A 15,151-nucleotide genomic window follows, 5' to 3' on the forward strand; every position below is an offset into this window, starting at 1 on the left:
GGGAGCGTCGGCGCTGACCGCCGACGCACGACGCCGCTCACCGCAGCGCTTCCTTGCGCTCCCGTTCGGAGAGTTCGACGCCGCCGGCGACGTTCCGGCTACACCGCTCGCACTCGTGGGAGACGCCGCCGTCGTCGTACGTTCGGACCGGCGTGCCCAGCAGGAAGAAGGCGTCTTTCTGCCGTCGAGCGATGACGGCGTCGGCGCTCTCGCCGCAGTTCGGGCACCACTCCTTGTCCGGTGCGGGTTCCTGCCAGGTGATCCGGTGGCGACCGAAGACGGTGCCGTCGTGGGCCTCCTCCTTCGTGGTCTCGATGACCGCCTCGGGCGGGAGCGGGTCGGACTCGACGGCGTTGTCGAACCCGCTCTCGGCGGCGGTCGTCACCGAGACGTACGGGCCGACGCTGACGCGGTTGTCCCGGCCGACGAAGAACACGGTCACGTCCATCCCGTGCCCCTCGATACGGATCTCGTTGTTCCAGCCCGTGACGTACACCGTCAGGTCGTGCTTGGCCTCCGTGACTGTGATCTCGTTTTTCGCACCGCGGACTGAGACGCCGTCGCGCGGGTCGCGCCCCTCTCGCGTGTGGTTCCAGCCCGTGACCGAGACGTCGTAGGACTCGGGCGACCCCGTCGGCGCGGCGGCGTCGTCGTGGAACACCTGCTCGGCGCCGGCGGCGTCGAGCGCGTCGGCGGCCCCGTGCGAGACGAACACGTCGCCCACCTCCGCGACCACCACGTCGCCGTCGACGGACTCGACGTAGCCGTCTTCGAGGTCGCCCGTCACTTCGGTGGCGACGGCGGGGTGGTCCGCCGGTGCGTCCCGGGTTTCGTCCCCGTCGTTCTGCGTTTCGCCGCCGTTCGGTGTCTCGCCGTCGGCCGACACGTCGGTGAAGACGTACTCCGCGTCGGCGAGGCGGAGCGTGCCGGCGACGCTCTCCGATCCGACGAAGACGTCTTCGGCCCCCCGGAGGCCGACCGGTGGTCGATGTGACCCGGCGAGGCGCACGTCGCCGGACAGTTCCTCGGTCGTCGCGTCCCAGCTATCGGTCATTCTCTGCGTTCGAACCCCGTTACGACGCCCCTACCACCTGTCGGTACTTCAATGATTTCAACGAGATACGGTAAGCGGGCCGAACCAGTCACTTCGGTGAAACGGTAATATAAAGTTACTTTACGGCCCCGCTATCGGGTAGTGGATATGAAGCGTCGCAGTTTCGTACGGGGGAGTGCAGGAATGGTAGCTGGTCTCGGATTGGCGGGGTGTCTCGGTGGAAACAACTCGCCGCCCCCGCGGAAGGCGAAAGTGTTCGACGACGTGTCGCTCGACGGAACGCAGATGCAGATCCAGCTGGAGTCGGACGTCGAGGTGGAGTCGCGCCTCGAAGCACAGGACGACCTCGACGCGGGCGGAGCGGTCGGCGCCCTCCTGCCCGTCGGGAGGGCCCGCGCCGCGAAGGGCGCCGGCGCTCGCGGGGCCGGCGGGTACTCCTCGGCGCCGAAGGGCCGCCACGGCTGGGCCGTCTGGCACGGTGGGAGCTACGGAGACGACTGGCGCGACGACCACGACGACGATATCAAGATGTACGACGCGACCGTCGCGACGCTCGGCGTCGCCTACCTCGGGAGCGACGACAGCTACCAGAACGACCCGCCGGGCCCCGGTCCGGTCTCGTGGGACGAGAAGTGGGACGACCCGTCGGAGGGCGACGCGAAGAGCGTCGACCTCGCCGCCATCTCGCCGGGGTCGGACACCAGGGAGGGGTGGTACCGCGTCGGGACGGAGCTGGTCGCCGACGACGGGAGCAGGAACTTCGACTGGCAGGCCGCCGACTTCGAGGTCGACAACGACGTCGGGCGCTGGAACCTCGACAAAGAGTGGCACGTCAAACCCCGAGTGTGACCCCGTAAGCGCCGATGGACCGCGACAGCGACGACGCCGCCGGGGGCGACGGCGACTCGCCCGGACGCCCGGACGGGCCGTCCCGCCCGTCGACCAGCCCCTCCGGCGAGCAGACGCTGTCGCCGTCGCGAGCGGTCGTCACCGACCGCCGCGTGATGCTCGGCCTCACCTTCGTCGTCGCCTTCTGCTCGATCGCGTACGAACTCGTCTACTCGGAGCTACTGACGGTGTTCTACGGCGGCACCGTCCTCCGCTACTCGATCACCATCGGTCTGTACCTCTTCTCGATGGGGATCGGCGCCTTCCTCTCGGCGCACCTGGCCGACCCGGAGTCGAACTTCCTGCGGACCGAGGTGTACCTCGCGTTCGTCGGCCCGGCCGGCGCCGCCTTCGTCGTCGCGCTGAACTCCTTCCCGGACGTGGTCTTCCCGCTGAAAGGGCCGGTGACGCTCGCGCTCGCCCACGGGCCGATCCTGCTGGTCGGCCTCCTCTCCGGGTTCGAGATCCCGCTGCTCAACGACCTCGTCGACCACCGCGAGGAGACGCTGTTCGCCGCGCTCGGTCGCGCCTACCCCCGGGCAGTCCTCCGGCGCGTCCTCGGCGTCTTCTTCAGCACGTCCGAGGCGGAGGGGCGCTCGTTCTCGGAGGTGCTCGGCGTCGACTACCTCGGAAGCCTCGCCGGGACGGTCGTGTACGCGCTGGTGCTGTACCCGACCTACGGGCTGGTCGTCACCGTCCTCGTGCTCGGACTGCTGAACGCGGTCGCGGCGCTCGTGTTCGCCGGCTGGTCCGCCCGGGCGCCGGCACGCCTCGGCGCCGGCCGGTCGCTCTCGCTCGCGCGCTGGCGCGGCGTCGTCCTCGCCGGTTTGCTGCTGACGGGCACGTACGGCGGACTGGTCGCCAACGCCGGCGCGGTCGACCGCGCGGTCACCGGCGCCTACATGGGCGACCAGATCGAGAGCGAGTTCGAAGGCGTCTCGCAGCCGGACCGCGCGGAGATCGCGGTCGAGTCGTTCGAGCGGACGGCCTACCAGCGGATCACGACCTACGAGCGAAACGTCACGGGGCACGCGGGGACCGAGACGTGTCTCCGGCTGGACCGGGCGGTCCAGCTGTGCGACAGCTGGGTCGACTCCTATCACAGCGGGCTCGTCGACGTGCCGGTCTCGGCGTACCTGAACGAGTCGGGCGCCGTCCACGGCAACGCGTCCTCGTTCGACGTGTTGCTCGTCGGTGGCGGCGACTACGTCGCCGTCGACCGGTTGCGAGACTACGGCGTCAGCGTCGACCAGGTCGACATCGACGGGGAGTTCCTCGAGTACTCGAAGGCGGAGTCGCGGTTCTCGCGGTACCACGACGACGCCTACGAGTACGACCGCCTGAACACGACCGTCGGCGACGCCTACGCAGTCCTGCGGGGCTCCGAGAAGCGCTACGACCTGATCCTGCTCGACGTGCCGGGCGCGCGCAGCGACGACTCGCTGGCGCTGTACTCGACGGAGTTCTACACCCTCCTGCGCGAGCACCTCACCGACCGCGGCGTCGTCGCCACGTGGGCGTACTCGAAGTACCTGTTCGCCGAGCACCACAAGGCGTACGTCAACACGCTGCGCGAGGCCGGCTTCGACCGCTACCTCTCCTACTCGGTGTACGACGACCTCGACGGGAACGGGGAGTACGAGCGTGGCGAGCGCTTCTACGTCCTCTCGGACGGCCCCCAGCCCACCCCGAACGTCTCCCGCGCCGACAGCGAATACCTCGACGGCGTCGCGGACCGCTACGGCGAGTGGGAGTGGCGCGCCGTCCCCTCCTATCGCGGCGTCGAACCGAACAGCGTCTTCGACCCCAACTACGACATCGTCGTCGACCCATGACCGACAAACACACCCTCCACTTCGTCCACAGCACCGGCCCGCCGACCAGCGACGTGCGCGTCTTCGACTCGCTCACCCGCGACTTCCTCGGCGCCGAGTTCACCTTCCGGGTGATCGGGAGCTCGCACTACGTCAGCGCGCCGGCGTACGGCTTCCACGAACTCTCCTCGTGCGAACCGGTCGCCGGCGACGACGTGACGGCCGTCGCGCTGGACGCCGGCCCGACTCCCTCGCCCGCCGCGAACGGCGACGCTCCGCTCCGCATCGACTACGAGACCGAGCGCCTGCGCTGTGCGACGATCGTCGACCGGCGACCGCTGTCGGCGTTCCCCGACGAGGAGCCGTTCGACCTGTGCTACCGGTTCGACGAGGACGCCGTCACCACGGTCGACGTCGGCGCCCGCGGCTACGAGACGTACCACACCTACCCCGAGTTCGACCTCGCGCTGTACACGCGGACGACGTTCGAACGCGTCCCCGCGGCGACGGCCGAGGACGACGCCTCCGCGAAGCGTCGTGGCGTCGCGGGCGGCGTCCGGCCGCCCGACAAGTCGGCGCCCTCGTCGACGGACTGAGCGCCCGGACCGCCTCTCTGTGACGACGCTCGGCCCGTACTGCCGCGTTCTGGCGTCGGGATTCAGCAGTACTTTTATATCGAGCGGTTGCCCTTGGAGACGATATGACAGATGGGATGCATGGGGGTGCGGGCGGTGCGGAGGTCGAGCCGTTCGACGCGGCGGGGCCGCTCGCGGACGTCGACGTGTCCGTGTTGCACCTGTCGCCGGCGGAACGCGAGGAGCGGGGGGTCGACGACGACGAGGTCCGCGAGGCGTTCCTCGCGGTCGCGCGCCACGGCGACGCCGACCAGAAGGACCTGCGCGGGGTGACGCTTCCCGCGATCGAACTCGACCGGCGGACGCTCGAAGGGGTCGACAGACACCCGATCGACCTGCGGAACGCGACGGTACAGTCGCTCTCGGCGACGTTCGCGACGATTCGCCTGCCGATCCGACTCGACGGTGCGACGCTGGGCGACGTGACCTTCGAGGAGGCGCAGGTGGAGGAAGCGCTGCTCGCCGACGGGGCGACTGTCACGGGCGAGTTCGACGCCTTCGAGGCCCACTTCGCGGGCGACGTGGAGTTCGAGGGCGCGACCTTCGAGGGGCGCTTCGACGTCGACGAGGCGGTGTTCGACAACGACGTGAGCTTCGACGGCGCGACATTCCGCGGGGTCGTCGAGGCCCGCGCGGCCGAGTTCTACGGCGACTCGAACCTCCTCGACGACAACACGAGTTTCACGGGCGCGGCCTTCGAGGCGGGGGCGGACTTCCGGCAGGCCGAGTTCGGCTTCACTCACTTCGAGCGGGCGACCTTCGCGGACGAGGCGACGTTCCGGGAGGCCGTCTTCGACGGGGACGCCGAGTTCGACGAGGCGCGCTTCGAGGCGCTCGCCGACTTCGACGAGGCGCGCTTCGACGGCGACACCGGGTTCGCAGACGTGGCGTTCCGCGGCGACGCGGACTTCCGCGGGGCGACCTTCTCCGGGCGCGAGCGCGCGCTCGACGACGACGTGACGTTCGCCCGGTCGACGTTCGCCGGCGAGGCGGCGTTCCAGCACGCCCAGTTCCGGTACGTCTCCTTCGAGGCGGTCCGGTTCGCGAGTCGGGCCCACTTCGAGAACGCGAGGTTCACGGCCGACGCGGACTTCCCGGACGCTCGCTTCGAGGGCGAGGCCGACTTCGACGAGGCGCGCTTCCACGAGGACGCGGACTTCTCGGCGACGGAGTTCGCCGAGCGGTGCGTGTTCCGCGGCGCGGAGTTCACCGGTGGCGCCAACTTCCTCGAGGACGACCTGACGTTCGCGGGCGCGCACTTCGGCGCCGACGCGGACTTCCACAACGTCGAGATCACGTCGGCGAACTTCGAGGACACCTCCTTCGGCGGGCAGATCGACTTCAGCGGCGCGGTGTTCACCGACCGCATCGACTTCGAGGCGACGCAGGTCGCCGAGGACGCCTTCGTCGACTTCACCCGCGCGAAGATCCGGAGCGGTCGCATCTCACAGCCCGCCGAACGGTGGGTGCGCTACGACCTCACCCTCGCTAGCCTCGGCGACGTGGAACTCGCAGCGCGGACCGACGAGGACTACCGCCGACTGCTCGATTTCTTCCGCTTCTGCCGGACGGAGTTCACCGAGTTCGACGGCCACGAATTCGACTTCAGCGCCCACCGCCAGTACCTCGACCGCAACGCCTGGGCCATCCACGAGTTCCACGAACCGCCCGGCGCCGACCCGGACTACGCCCTGGAGATGACCCCCGAGGTGATCGAGACGACGTACCTGAAGGCCAAGCAGAGCGCCGCGGCGGTCGGCGACATGAAGGTCGCCGGCGAGTTCCGCGTCAAGCGCCAGCAGTACAGCCGCAAGGAGAACCTCTCTGTCGTCCGCGACTCCACGGCGCCGCTGTGGACCCGCGTGAAGAACCTCGGCCGCGCCACCGAGAACTACTTCCTCGGCATCACCTGCGGGCACGGGATGCGCCCCATCCGGATCGGCTTCTCCTTCCTCCTCGCGCCGCTCCTGTACGTGCCCCTGTACGCCTTCGGCGGGTCGCTGTTCGAGACGCAGGCCGGCCAGATCCCGGTGGGTGAGGCGCTCACGAGCGGCGGACTGGAGACGCTGTTCGAGGTCGCCCGCTTCAGCTACATCTCCTACACGACTATCGGGTACGGGTTCATCGGGCCGGTCGGCCCGGCCGCCGAGGTCGCGGCCGCAAGCGAGGCGTATCTCGGCGTCGTCCTCTCGGCGCTGCTCGTCTACGCGCTCGTCAAGCGCTCGGAGATGTAGGCGCGGCGAGTGCGGACGGTCGGTCGCCGGATCGGACTCCCGTTCTCACAGCAGTTCCGCGAACAGCTCGCGGTAGTCCCGTTCGACCTCGTCGGCGGTCTCGGGCGTGATCCAGTCGGAAGCCCAGTTCATGTTCGCCGTGACGAACAGTAGCAGGTGGAGCCGGCGCCGTTCCTCGAACCCTTCGTCGCGAACGAACCTCTGATTCTCCTCGTAGCCGTCGTACAGCGCGTCACGGACTCGCTCGTGCAACCGGTCGTACGACTGGGGCCCGAACGCTTATATTAGCTGAGGCTAATATTAGCATACACTAAAATGAGTCAGCACGACGAGAACCCACCGCCGGGCGAACCGGGGGACGACGCCGTGACGTGTTGTTCGCCCGTCGACCGCAGTCTGACCGAAGCGGACGTCGCGGCGGACGTGCAGACGCTCGCGACGCTCGGGAACGACACGCGGTACGAGGCGCTCCGACTGATCGCCGACGCCGAGGACGGCGTCTGCGTCTGCGAACTCGAACCGGTTCTCGGCGTGAGTCAGGGGGCCGTCAGCCAGGCGCTCTCGCGGTTGTTCAGCGCCGGACTGGTCGACAGGCGGAAAGAGGGGCGATGGCGATACTACTCGGCGACCGCCCGGGCGCGCCGACTGCTGGCGGTCCTCGACGAGACCAGGGAGGAGCGCGATGACTGACGACGCCACCACCGACGGGGAGGCGGACGGGCTCGACCCGAGCGACCAGCGCGCCGCCGTCCGCGACCGGTACGGGTCCATCACCACCGAGTCGCCGTCGGACTCGTGCTGTGACACCTCCTGTAGCGACGAAACCACGGCGGAGGCCGACAGGCTCGGCTACTCGGACGAGGACGTGGCGACCGTCGATCCGGACGCGTACTTGGGGCTCGGCTGCGGCAACCCGACCGCTATCGCCGAGCTGAACCGGGGCGAGGACGTCCTCGACCTGGGCTCCGGCGGCGGGTTCGACTGCTTCCTCGCCGCGCAGGCGGTCGGCGACGACGGCCGGGTCGTCGGCGTCGACATGACGCCCGAGATGGTCGAACGGGCCCGGGAGACCGCCGAGACGACCGACGCCTCGAACGTCGAGTTCCGACTCGGGGAGATCGAACACCTGCCGGTGCCCGACGAGTCGGTCGACGTGATCCTCTCGAACTGCGTCGTCAACCTCTCGCCGGACAAGCCACAGGTGTTCCGCGAGGCCTACCGCGTCCTCCGTCCGGGCGGTCGGCTCGCGGTCTCCGACGTCGTGCTGACGGCCGACCTCCCGGTCGATCTGGCGGCCGATCCCGACTCCGTCGCGGCCTGCGTCGGCGGCGCATCGACCGTCGAAGAGATCGAGGCGATGGCGACCGACGCCGGGTTCGTCGACGTCGCGATCGAACCGGACGACGACAGCGAGGCGTTCATCCGCGAGTGGGACGACGAGCGCGACCTGAGCGACTACGTCGTCGCAGCGACGATCGAAGGGACCAGACCGGACGCCGCGCACTGACTCCCGCGACCGTTCTCGTGACGACCGCGGCGGCCGAGTCGGGGCGCGGCGTTCGCCGCCGACGCCCACCCCACGTCGTGTCCGTCAGTAGTTACGTGCGGTCCGACTCCCCCTCGCGAGAGCGGATTCGGTCTCCGGACCGACCCAGTGTTTATATAGATACACACACGACTGTGTATTGATGGCGACCAAGACGATCTCGCTCGACGAGGAGGCCTACGAGCGCCTCGCTGCCGAGAAGCGCGATGGAGAGAGCTTTAGCGACGTGGTCAAGCGCCTGGCAGGCGAACGTTCGTGGAGCGAAGTCGCGGGTATCTGGGCAGACGAGACCGCCGACATCGAGGCAGCTATCGAGGAGGGTCGGGACCGGTCGCGCGACCGTCGCGCTCGACTTCGAGACGACCTCGACGGATGATTCAGGATACCTCGTTCGTTCTCGACGTTCTCGACGGTGAAGACGGCGCGCTCACCGTCTTAGACGGTATCGAGACCGACCGAAAGCCCGAGAAAGTCTCGTCGGTCACCGTCCTCGAACTTTACGAGGGCGTCGAACGCGCCGACCGTCCGGACGACGAGAAACGAGCGGTCCTCGACGTACTCGACTCGAAGACGGTCGTTTCGGCGGACCACGACGTGATGCGCCGCGCCGGCCGTCTCTCGGGCGAACTGTACGCCGCTGGACAGCCCATCGACAGAGAGGACTGCGTTATCGCTGCGACCGCGCTCCGCGAGGAAGAACCAGTCCTCACGCGCAACGCCGCCCACTTCGAACGAGTCCCCGGACTCGACGTGCGGACGTACTGATCGGCGGTCAGAACTGGAGTCAGAAGGGGGAGTGCGCTCTCAGTGCCCGCGGTCGTGGGGGTTCAGCTCGGTCCCGTAGTGCTCGGCGTGGTCGGTGTAGTCGATGAACCGGGGCGCGTCGGGGTCGAACGGGCGCTTTAGCGAGTCAAACGCCTTCTGCTTGTCCCAGGACTGTAGGCCGCCGACGGCCGAGCGGTCCTCGAGGTCGTGGTAGTCGAGGTCGTCTTTCGTCTGCTCCCACGCGTCGAGTCCCTGCTCGGTCCGGACGATCACCGAGGAGTACTCGTCGCTCGACCCGACCGACCCGACGGTGAGGTCGGCGCAGTAGCCGGTGAAGTCGGCGCACTCGTCACAGCCCTTGAGCGCGGCGTCGTGGAAGTTCTCGACGTCTTCGTCGACCAGCAACTCGCCGTCGTGGTCGTAGGCCATCATCCGGCCGTCGAGCACGTCCATCTTGCCCACGGTATCGAGGTCGATCCCCCGCTGTTCGACCAGCTGCTCGCCCATGAGCTTCTGATAGTTGAAGTTCTTCGTGCACATCAGGGCCATGGTGTACTCGATGGACCGGACGCCCTCCTCGTGGGAGCCGTACTCCCACTCGAAGTCCTGCAGGGCGCGGATCCCCTCGATCTCGCAGGGCGTGCCGACGAGGGCGAGCGACGCGTCCTCGATGGGGCCATCGATCTTGTGCGCCCACTGCTCGAGGTCGAGGTTGCCGAGCGCCATCGTCTGGTTGTAGACGCTGCCGGCGTTCTCGATGCACTCTTCGGGGGTGGTCGCGAGGAAGGACTCGGCCTTCCACGGTTCGTCGTCGCTCTCGGTGGCGATGAGCGCACCGTCGATCTCGCCCGCTTCCAGCAGGTGGACCAGGACGGAGGTGACGAGGCCGCCGTCCTGTGCGTTCTCGCGCCAGTCGTCCTCGACCTTCGCGGAGAACTCGGTGATCGGATCGCCCGCACCCTTGACGTTGTCGTCGCCGCCGGTGATCTTCCACTGGCGCTCGTAGCGAAGGCCGCCGCGCGGACAGAAGTCCCAGCACAGCGAACAGCCCGTGCACATCTTCACGAGTTCGGGCAGGCCGTCGTCGCCGATGCCGATGGAGTCCGACGGACAGGACGCGACACAGGTGCCACACTGGATACACCGGTCGTCGTCGATGACCGCCTCGTCGAGTTCCATGAACCACGTCTTGTCGTCCGGCGTCTCGATGTCGTTCATCTGCGACCGGATCTCGTAGGACGGCGTGTCGAGCGACAGGTCCTCCTCGCCGGGGCGCTGGACGCGGTGGTCGGCTCGCGTCTCGTACACGTCCTGGCTCCGGCCCTCCGCGGGCGCTCTGAACTCGATCCCTCGGAGTTGGCCGTTCTCGTCGACGTTGGCTGGGGTCGATCCTCCGTCGGGCACTGCACCCGTCGGACCGCTGGCGTTCCCGTCGGAGTGACCGCCGCAGCCACAGGAACTCCCGCAGCCACAGTCGCCTTCGTCGGCACTCCGTCCGGTGTCAGGCACGCCGGGCATGGGTCCGTCGCGCCCGCCGTCCGTCAGCAACCGCGACTCGTCCAGTTCGAGGTCGTCGGCGTCACGGCCGTCGCGGCAGGCCCCGTCCTCGGCGAGTTCCGGCGCCACGTCGGCGGGCGCGACCTGTTCGCACTCGGCGCCGCGTCGCTGCTCGCGCTCCCCCTCAGTCCCCATGGGCGACACCTCCCGAGACGTTGGCGTCGGCGCGTTGCATGACCTTTCTGAGGCGCTTGGTCCCGACGCGGCGGGTCCACTCGTAGAACCGCTCGCCCTCGTCGCGCTCGTCGACGTAGGCCGCGAACAGCTCCTCGATGGCCGGAATGACCGCGCTGGCGGGGACGGCGTTCTCGACCCAGTCGAGGAACTCGTTGTCGGACCCGAGCGACCCGCCGAGGCCGAAGTCCATCCCCTCGACGATGTTGTCCCCTTCTTCGTTGGTCGTGCCCTCGGGGTCGTCGAGGTTCACCGTCTCGCCGCGGAAGCCGATGTCGGCGATCTGTGGCTGAGCACACGAGGCCGAACAGCCCGACATGTGCATCCGCACCACGTCGAGGTCGTTGGGCGTGTCGATCCGGCGGTCGAGCGCCTTCGCCCACCGGTACACTCGGTTCTTGGTCTCGATGATGCCGTAGTTGCAGAACTCCGACCCCGTGCAGCCGACCGCGCCCCGGGAGAACGGCCCCGGGTCGTGCTCGTACTTGCGGGCGAACGGCTCGTTCAGCAGGTCGCCGACGTTCTCCCGCGGGACGTGGGTGATCAGGAAGTTCTGGTCCGTCGCGAGCCGGATCGAGGCGTCCTCGGTGCCGTATTCGCGCGCCGCGCGGGCCGCTTCGGCGAACTCGTCGCCGCCCATCCGACCGGCGACGACGTTGAACCCGACGTACTTCAGCCCCTCGGCCTTCTGGTCGTGGACGCCGACGTGGTCACCGGTGTACCCGACCGTGAGGTCGGTCCCGCCGGTCGGCAGGTCGACCTCGCAGCGCCGTCGGACGGCCCGCTCGAACTCCTCGGTCCCGAGTTGCTGGACGAGATACCGCATCCGGCAGACGCCGCGGTTGTTGCGGTCGCCGAGTTCCTTGAACGTCTGGGCGATGGCGCGGCAGAACTCCACCGCGTCGCCCGGCGGGACGAACACGTCCATCTGCGTGGCCATCCGCGGCCCGTCGGAGAGGCCGCCGCCGACCTTGCAGTGGAAGCCGTAGATCTCCTCTCCGCCGACTTCCTTCCGCGCGGGCGTCAGCCCGACGTCGTTGATCTGGGACTGTCCGCAGTCGTGCGCACAGCCGGTGATAGTCATCTTGAACTTCCGGGGCAGGTTGGCGTACTCGCGGTTGCCCGTGAAGTACTCGGAGACGGCGTCGATCACCGGTTGCGCGTCGAAGCACTCGTGGTCGTCGAGGCCGGCCGCGGGACAGCCGAGGACGTTCCGGGCGCCGTCGCCACAGCCCTGGATCGTCGTCAGCCCGACCTCGTCGTACTTCGCCCAGATCTCCGGGACGTCCTCGACCTCGATCCAGTGTTTCTGGATGTCTTGCCGGGTCGTGATGTCGAGGAAGGCGTCGCCCCAGATCGAGTTCTGCTCCTCGCCGCCGTGTTCCTCGGGCGCGGTGGCGTACTCCTCGGCGACCTCGCCGATCACCTCGGCCTGGTCGGGCGTGAGATGGCCCCCCGGGACCTTGGTGCGCATCATGAAGTAGCCGTCCTGCCGCCCGTGAGAGTACATGCCGGCCCACTTGAGTCGCTCCCACTCGCCGTCGCCCGCTCGCTCCTCTATCTCCTCGAACGTGAGCCCCTCTTCGGCGTACTCCTTCACGTCCTCGACCACGTCGAGCGGGTGTTTCTCCTGTTTCCACTCCTCGACGGTGTTCATGCGAGCCACCCCTGGGTGGTGAGCCGAGCCACGCGAGGCGAACCTCGTCGGACTCGTCCGACGGTGGCGAGCATGTGCTCGTCGCGCGCGAAGCGTGCGACGGTGTTCACGGCGACCACCTCCCGCTGTCGCGTCTGGCACCGCGGGCTGGCCGTCTCCGCGCTCGCTCGACCGCTTCGAGCGAGCGCCCGTCGGCCTCCGTTCCGTCGGCGTTCGTGGCGCGTTCCCCCGCGATCTGTTCGGATGAACCTGTTGTGAGCATCGTCTCCTCCTGAGAGTGCCACGCGACGATCGCGTGCGTGCTATTATCACACAGTTCGCTCCTACCTGTATCCCTCCGTCACGGACAGGCCTGCCACGACTGCGTGAAACCCCCCTTCGATTGCCGCTATACGGTACGGGCGCCGGTGGTCGACACACCCCGGTTTCACCTCCAGTGACGCACGCGGACACGTCTCTGAGCACGCGAGTTCATCGGATCGGTGTCATTTCACACCGATCGAACGCATCACCGACGAACCGCTCCTGTACGGCGATTACGGGGATATCGGGTGTGCGACGAACCGGATCATGTTGCCCGTTCCGCAAAGTGACGGCGAGGGGTGCGGGGAAGGGGGTATTTATAGGGTGCGGGGCCCTGGAATTGGACAACCGAATGAGCGACACGACAAAGATGCAGGCGGCCGAGGAAGAAGCGCAGGTCGAATCAGACGACGAACGGGAGGAGGTCGACACCTCGCACCTCGACGGTGTCGAGGACGGCTGTGGCTGTGCCGAGGTGTGGGAACACCTCTCGGACGAGCGCGACGAGTAACTGTCTCGCTCACTTTACGTTTCTCACGACGGCGAGCGGCCGCTGTCGGGGGAGTCGCGTTCGAGTTACTGCTTCTCGGAGAAGCGTCCAGACTGCGAGGCTGTCCAGTCTCGGGTAGCTGTGCGGTCGAATCCCGGGGGCCGACTCAGTCGTCGCCGATGAGTCGGTCGACGATCTCCTCGGGGTCGAACCGCTCGATGTCGTCGTAGTCCTGTCCGGTGCCGAGAAAGAGGATCGGCTTCCCGGTGACGTGTGCGATGGAGATGGCCGCGCCGCCCTGCGGGTCGGCGTCGGCCTTCGTGAGGACCGCCCCGTCGATGGCGGCCGCGTCGTCGAACTCGCGGGCGCGGTTGACCGCGTCCTGCCCGGCGACCGCCTCGTCGACGAACAGCGTCATGTCCGGTTCGATCACGCGGTCGATCTTCGAGAGCTGGTCCATCAGGCCGTCGGAGGTGTGGAGCCGGCCGGCCGTGTCGCCCAGCACCACGTCCACGTCGTTGGCCTTCGCGTACTCGACGGCGTCGTAGATGACGGCCGCCGGGTCCGACCCCTGCTCGTGGGAGATGACCCGCTTGTCGAGGTTCTCGGCGTGCTCCTGGAGCTGCTCGTTGGCGCCCGCGCGGTAGGTGTCGCCGTTCGCGAGCACCGCCGAGAGGCCGCGATCCTCGAAGTACTGTGAGAGCTTCGCGATGGTCGTCGTCTTCCCGACGCCGTTGACGCCGGTGAAGACGATCACGACCGGCTTGTCGGCCTCGGCGACCCGCTCGTCGAAGTCGAACTGGCCGACGCTGATCACGTCGTACAGCGCCTCGCGGAGCGCGTCGCGCACGAGGCTCCCCGTCGAGGAGAGCCGCCGGCGCGTCTCGCCGACGAGGTTCTCCTCGACACCCTCCAGAATCTCCTGGGCGACGCCCATCTCCACGTCGCTCTGGAGGAGCGCCAGTTCCAGGTCGTCGAGGTGGTTCTGGAGGTCGTCCTCGTCGATGACGGTCTTCCCGGTCGCGAACAGTTTCGCTCGCTCGCCGAGGCCTCGGCCCGAGTCGTCGTCCGCGTCCGCTTCGGCGTCGTCCTCGGCTTCGCCGTCCGCCTCGTCCGCCTCGTCTGCCTCGCCTTCGGGCGCGCTGTCGTCCGCCTCAGTATCGACCGCCGCGTCGGCCTCCGTCGCCTCGGCCGCCGCGTCGTCCGCTTCGGGGACGTCCGCGTCGTCGGCGTCGACGGGCTCGGACTCGGCGTCGGCCGCGTTCGCGTCGCTCGCGGTCTCGGCGTCCTCCGCTTCGTCGTCGACCGCTTCGTCGTCGACGTCTTCCTCGACTTCGTCACTGAAGCGGCCGAGCTTGTCTTTCAGTCCGTCGAACATCGCGCCTTACTCGTCGTCCTGCTGCTGCTGCATCTGCTGCATCTGCTGCATCTGCTGCTGTTGCATCTGCTGGGCCTGCTGTTCGAGCTCCTCGCTCTCGGTCTCCAGCTCCGCGATGTCCGAGCGGACGTCGTCGATGCGGTCGTCGAGAGTGTCCTGCTTGGACTCGAGGATGTCGATAGCGTCGTCCTGCTCCTGCTCGGCGGCGTAGCCGGCACCGAACTCGACGATGACCTCGTCGATGTCCTGGATCTCCGCGCGGAGGAACGCGTCGCCGCCCAGCGGGACCTGCACCGTGTCGCCGGACTCGACGGCCTCGATGGCCTCGATGGCCTCGTTCATCTCCTGCTTCTCGTTCTGGAGCGAGGTGATCTCGCCCTCGAGCCCCTCGATCTGCTCTTCGATCTGTTCGATCTCCTGTGCGATCTGCTGGAGCTGCTGTTGCGCGCCGCCGCCGCCACCACCGAGGCTCATGCGCCGACCTCCTCGATCTCGACCTGCGTGCGCTTGAGTCCGTGCTTCGAGCCGAACTCGGCGAGCACGTGCTCGCGCGCGACGTCCTCGTTCTCCGCTTCGATCTCTTTCTCGAACGACTGCCAGCCGTCTCGGGCGTTCCACTGCCCGGTGACTGTGAACTCACTCATGTGTCCCGCTGG

Annotated in this window: 16 protein-coding genes; 9 read left to right on the top strand and 7 right to left on the bottom strand. The window is 68.2% G+C overall.

Translation table 11 applies throughout. The features are described from left to right. Positions 1-37: 37 nt before the first annotated feature. Positions 38-1,054: a hypothetical protein gene (locus tag D1409_RS16055; protein ID WP_123538004.1), complete on the bottom strand. Its 1,017-nt coding sequence runs from the start codon at positions 1,052-1,054 to the stop codon at positions 38-40. Positions 1,055-1,237: 183 nt separating this feature from the next. Here D1409_RS16055 and D1409_RS16060 point away from each other — a divergent pair, with 183 nt between their 5' ends. From D1409_RS16060 to D1409_RS16075, 4 genes are all read left to right on the top strand, one after another. Then, positions 1,238-1,903, top strand: a complete 666-nt coding sequence (locus D1409_RS16060) for a hypothetical protein (protein WP_206425092.1) — start codon at positions 1,238-1,240, stop codon at positions 1,901-1,903. 14 nt (positions 1,904-1,917) lie between these two features. Further along, positions 1,918-3,777, top strand: a complete 1,860-nt coding sequence (locus D1409_RS16065; RefSeq protein ID WP_123538006.1) for a spermidine synthase — start codon at positions 1,918-1,920, stop codon at positions 3,775-3,777. Then, a complete protein-coding gene (locus D1409_RS16070) occupies positions 3,774-4,352 on the top strand; it encodes a DUF2617 family protein (protein WP_206425093.1) in 579 nt (192 codons plus the stop codon). Before D1409_RS16065 ends, D1409_RS16070 begins: the two co-directional genes overlap by 4 nt. A 104-nt stretch (positions 4,353-4,456) precedes the next feature. After that, positions 4,457-6,625 carry a pentapeptide repeat-containing protein gene (locus tag D1409_RS16075; protein ID WP_123538007.1) on the top strand — a complete coding sequence of 723 codons (2,169 nt, stop codon included), beginning with the start codon at positions 4,457-4,459 and terminating at the stop codon, positions 6,623-6,625. A gap of 45 nt (positions 6,626-6,670) precedes the next feature. Here the strand turns inward: D1409_RS16075 and D1409_RS16080 are convergent, their stop codons facing one another. Beyond that, the gene (locus D1409_RS16080; RefSeq protein WP_123538008.1) at positions 6,671-6,877 is read right to left on the bottom strand and encodes a hypothetical protein; all 207 of its coding nucleotides are present in this window, start codon (positions 6,875-6,877) and stop codon (positions 6,671-6,673) included. Positions 6,878-6,940: 63 nt separating this feature from the next. Here D1409_RS16080 and D1409_RS16085 point away from each other — a divergent pair, with 63 nt between their 5' ends. The 4 genes from D1409_RS16085 (at position 6,941) to D1409_RS16100 (ending at position 8,936) form a co-directional block, all read left to right on the top strand. Beyond that, a complete protein-coding gene (locus tag D1409_RS16085) occupies positions 6,941-7,315 on the top strand; it encodes an ArsR/SmtB family transcription factor (RefSeq protein ID WP_123538009.1) in 375 nt (124 codons plus the stop codon). Beyond that, complete coding sequence (arsM, locus tag D1409_RS16090; RefSeq protein WP_123538010.1) at positions 7,308-8,132, top strand: arsenite methyltransferase; 825 nt, start codon at positions 7,308-7,310, stop codon at positions 8,130-8,132. The genes D1409_RS16085 and arsM overlap by 8 nt, the downstream gene beginning before the upstream one ends. A 181-nt stretch (positions 8,133-8,313) precedes the next feature. Then, positions 8,314-8,547: an antitoxin VapB family protein gene (locus D1409_RS16095; protein WP_123538011.1), complete on the top strand. Its 234-nt coding sequence runs from the start codon at positions 8,314-8,316 to the stop codon at positions 8,545-8,547. Next, positions 8,544-8,936 carry a type II toxin-antitoxin system VapC family toxin gene (locus tag D1409_RS16100; protein ID WP_123538012.1) on the top strand — a complete coding sequence of 131 codons (393 nt, stop codon included), beginning with the start codon at positions 8,544-8,546 and terminating at the stop codon, positions 8,934-8,936. Before D1409_RS16095 ends, D1409_RS16100 begins: the two co-directional genes overlap by 4 nt. Positions 8,937-8,975: 39 nt before the next feature. Here D1409_RS16100 and D1409_RS16105 read toward each other — a convergent pair whose 3' ends face one another. Continuing rightward, on the bottom strand, positions 8,976-10,628 hold the full coding sequence (locus D1409_RS16105) for a Coenzyme F420 hydrogenase/dehydrogenase, beta subunit C-terminal domain (protein WP_123538013.1): 1,653 nt from the start codon (positions 10,626-10,628) through the stop codon (positions 8,976-8,978). Then, positions 10,618-12,324, bottom strand: a complete 1,707-nt coding sequence (locus D1409_RS16110; protein ID WP_123538138.1) for a nitrite/sulfite reductase — start codon at positions 12,322-12,324, stop codon at positions 10,618-10,620. Before D1409_RS16110 ends, D1409_RS16105 begins: the two co-directional genes overlap by 11 nt. A gap of 655 nt (positions 12,325-12,979) precedes the next feature. On the opposite strand from D1409_RS16110, the gene D1409_RS24655 reads away from it, so the two are divergent. After that, positions 12,980-13,138, top strand: coding sequence for a hypothetical protein (locus D1409_RS24655; protein WP_164471725.1), 159 nt, complete (start codon positions 12,980-12,982; stop codon positions 13,136-13,138). A gap of 145 nt (positions 13,139-13,283) precedes the next feature. Here D1409_RS24655 and ftsY read toward each other — a convergent pair whose 3' ends face one another. The 3 genes from ftsY to rpl18a are packed head-to-tail and all read right to left on the bottom strand — an operon-like array spanning position 13,284 to position 15,139. Further along, the gene (gene ftsY / locus D1409_RS16115) at positions 13,284-14,495 is read right to left on the bottom strand and encodes a signal recognition particle-docking protein FtsY (protein ID WP_123538014.1); all 1,212 of its coding nucleotides are present in this window, start codon (positions 14,493-14,495) and stop codon (positions 13,284-13,286) included. A gap of 6 nt (positions 14,496-14,501) precedes the next feature. Further along, entirely contained in the window at positions 14,502-14,969 is a 468-nt protein-coding gene (gene pfdA / locus D1409_RS16120) for a prefoldin subunit alpha (protein ID WP_123538015.1), read from the bottom strand. Further along, the gene (gene rpl18a, locus D1409_RS16125) at positions 14,966-15,139 is read right to left on the bottom strand and encodes a 50S ribosomal protein L18Ae (protein WP_123538016.1); all 174 of its coding nucleotides are present in this window, start codon (positions 15,137-15,139) and stop codon (positions 14,966-14,968) included. Before rpl18a ends, pfdA begins: the two co-directional genes overlap by 4 nt. Between the last annotated feature and the right edge of the window lie 12 nt (positions 15,140-15,151).

The organism is Halosimplex salinum (assembly GCF_003730195.1).
Lineage (GTDB): Archaea > Halobacteriota > Halobacteria > Halobacteriales > Haloarculaceae > Halosimplex > Halosimplex salinum.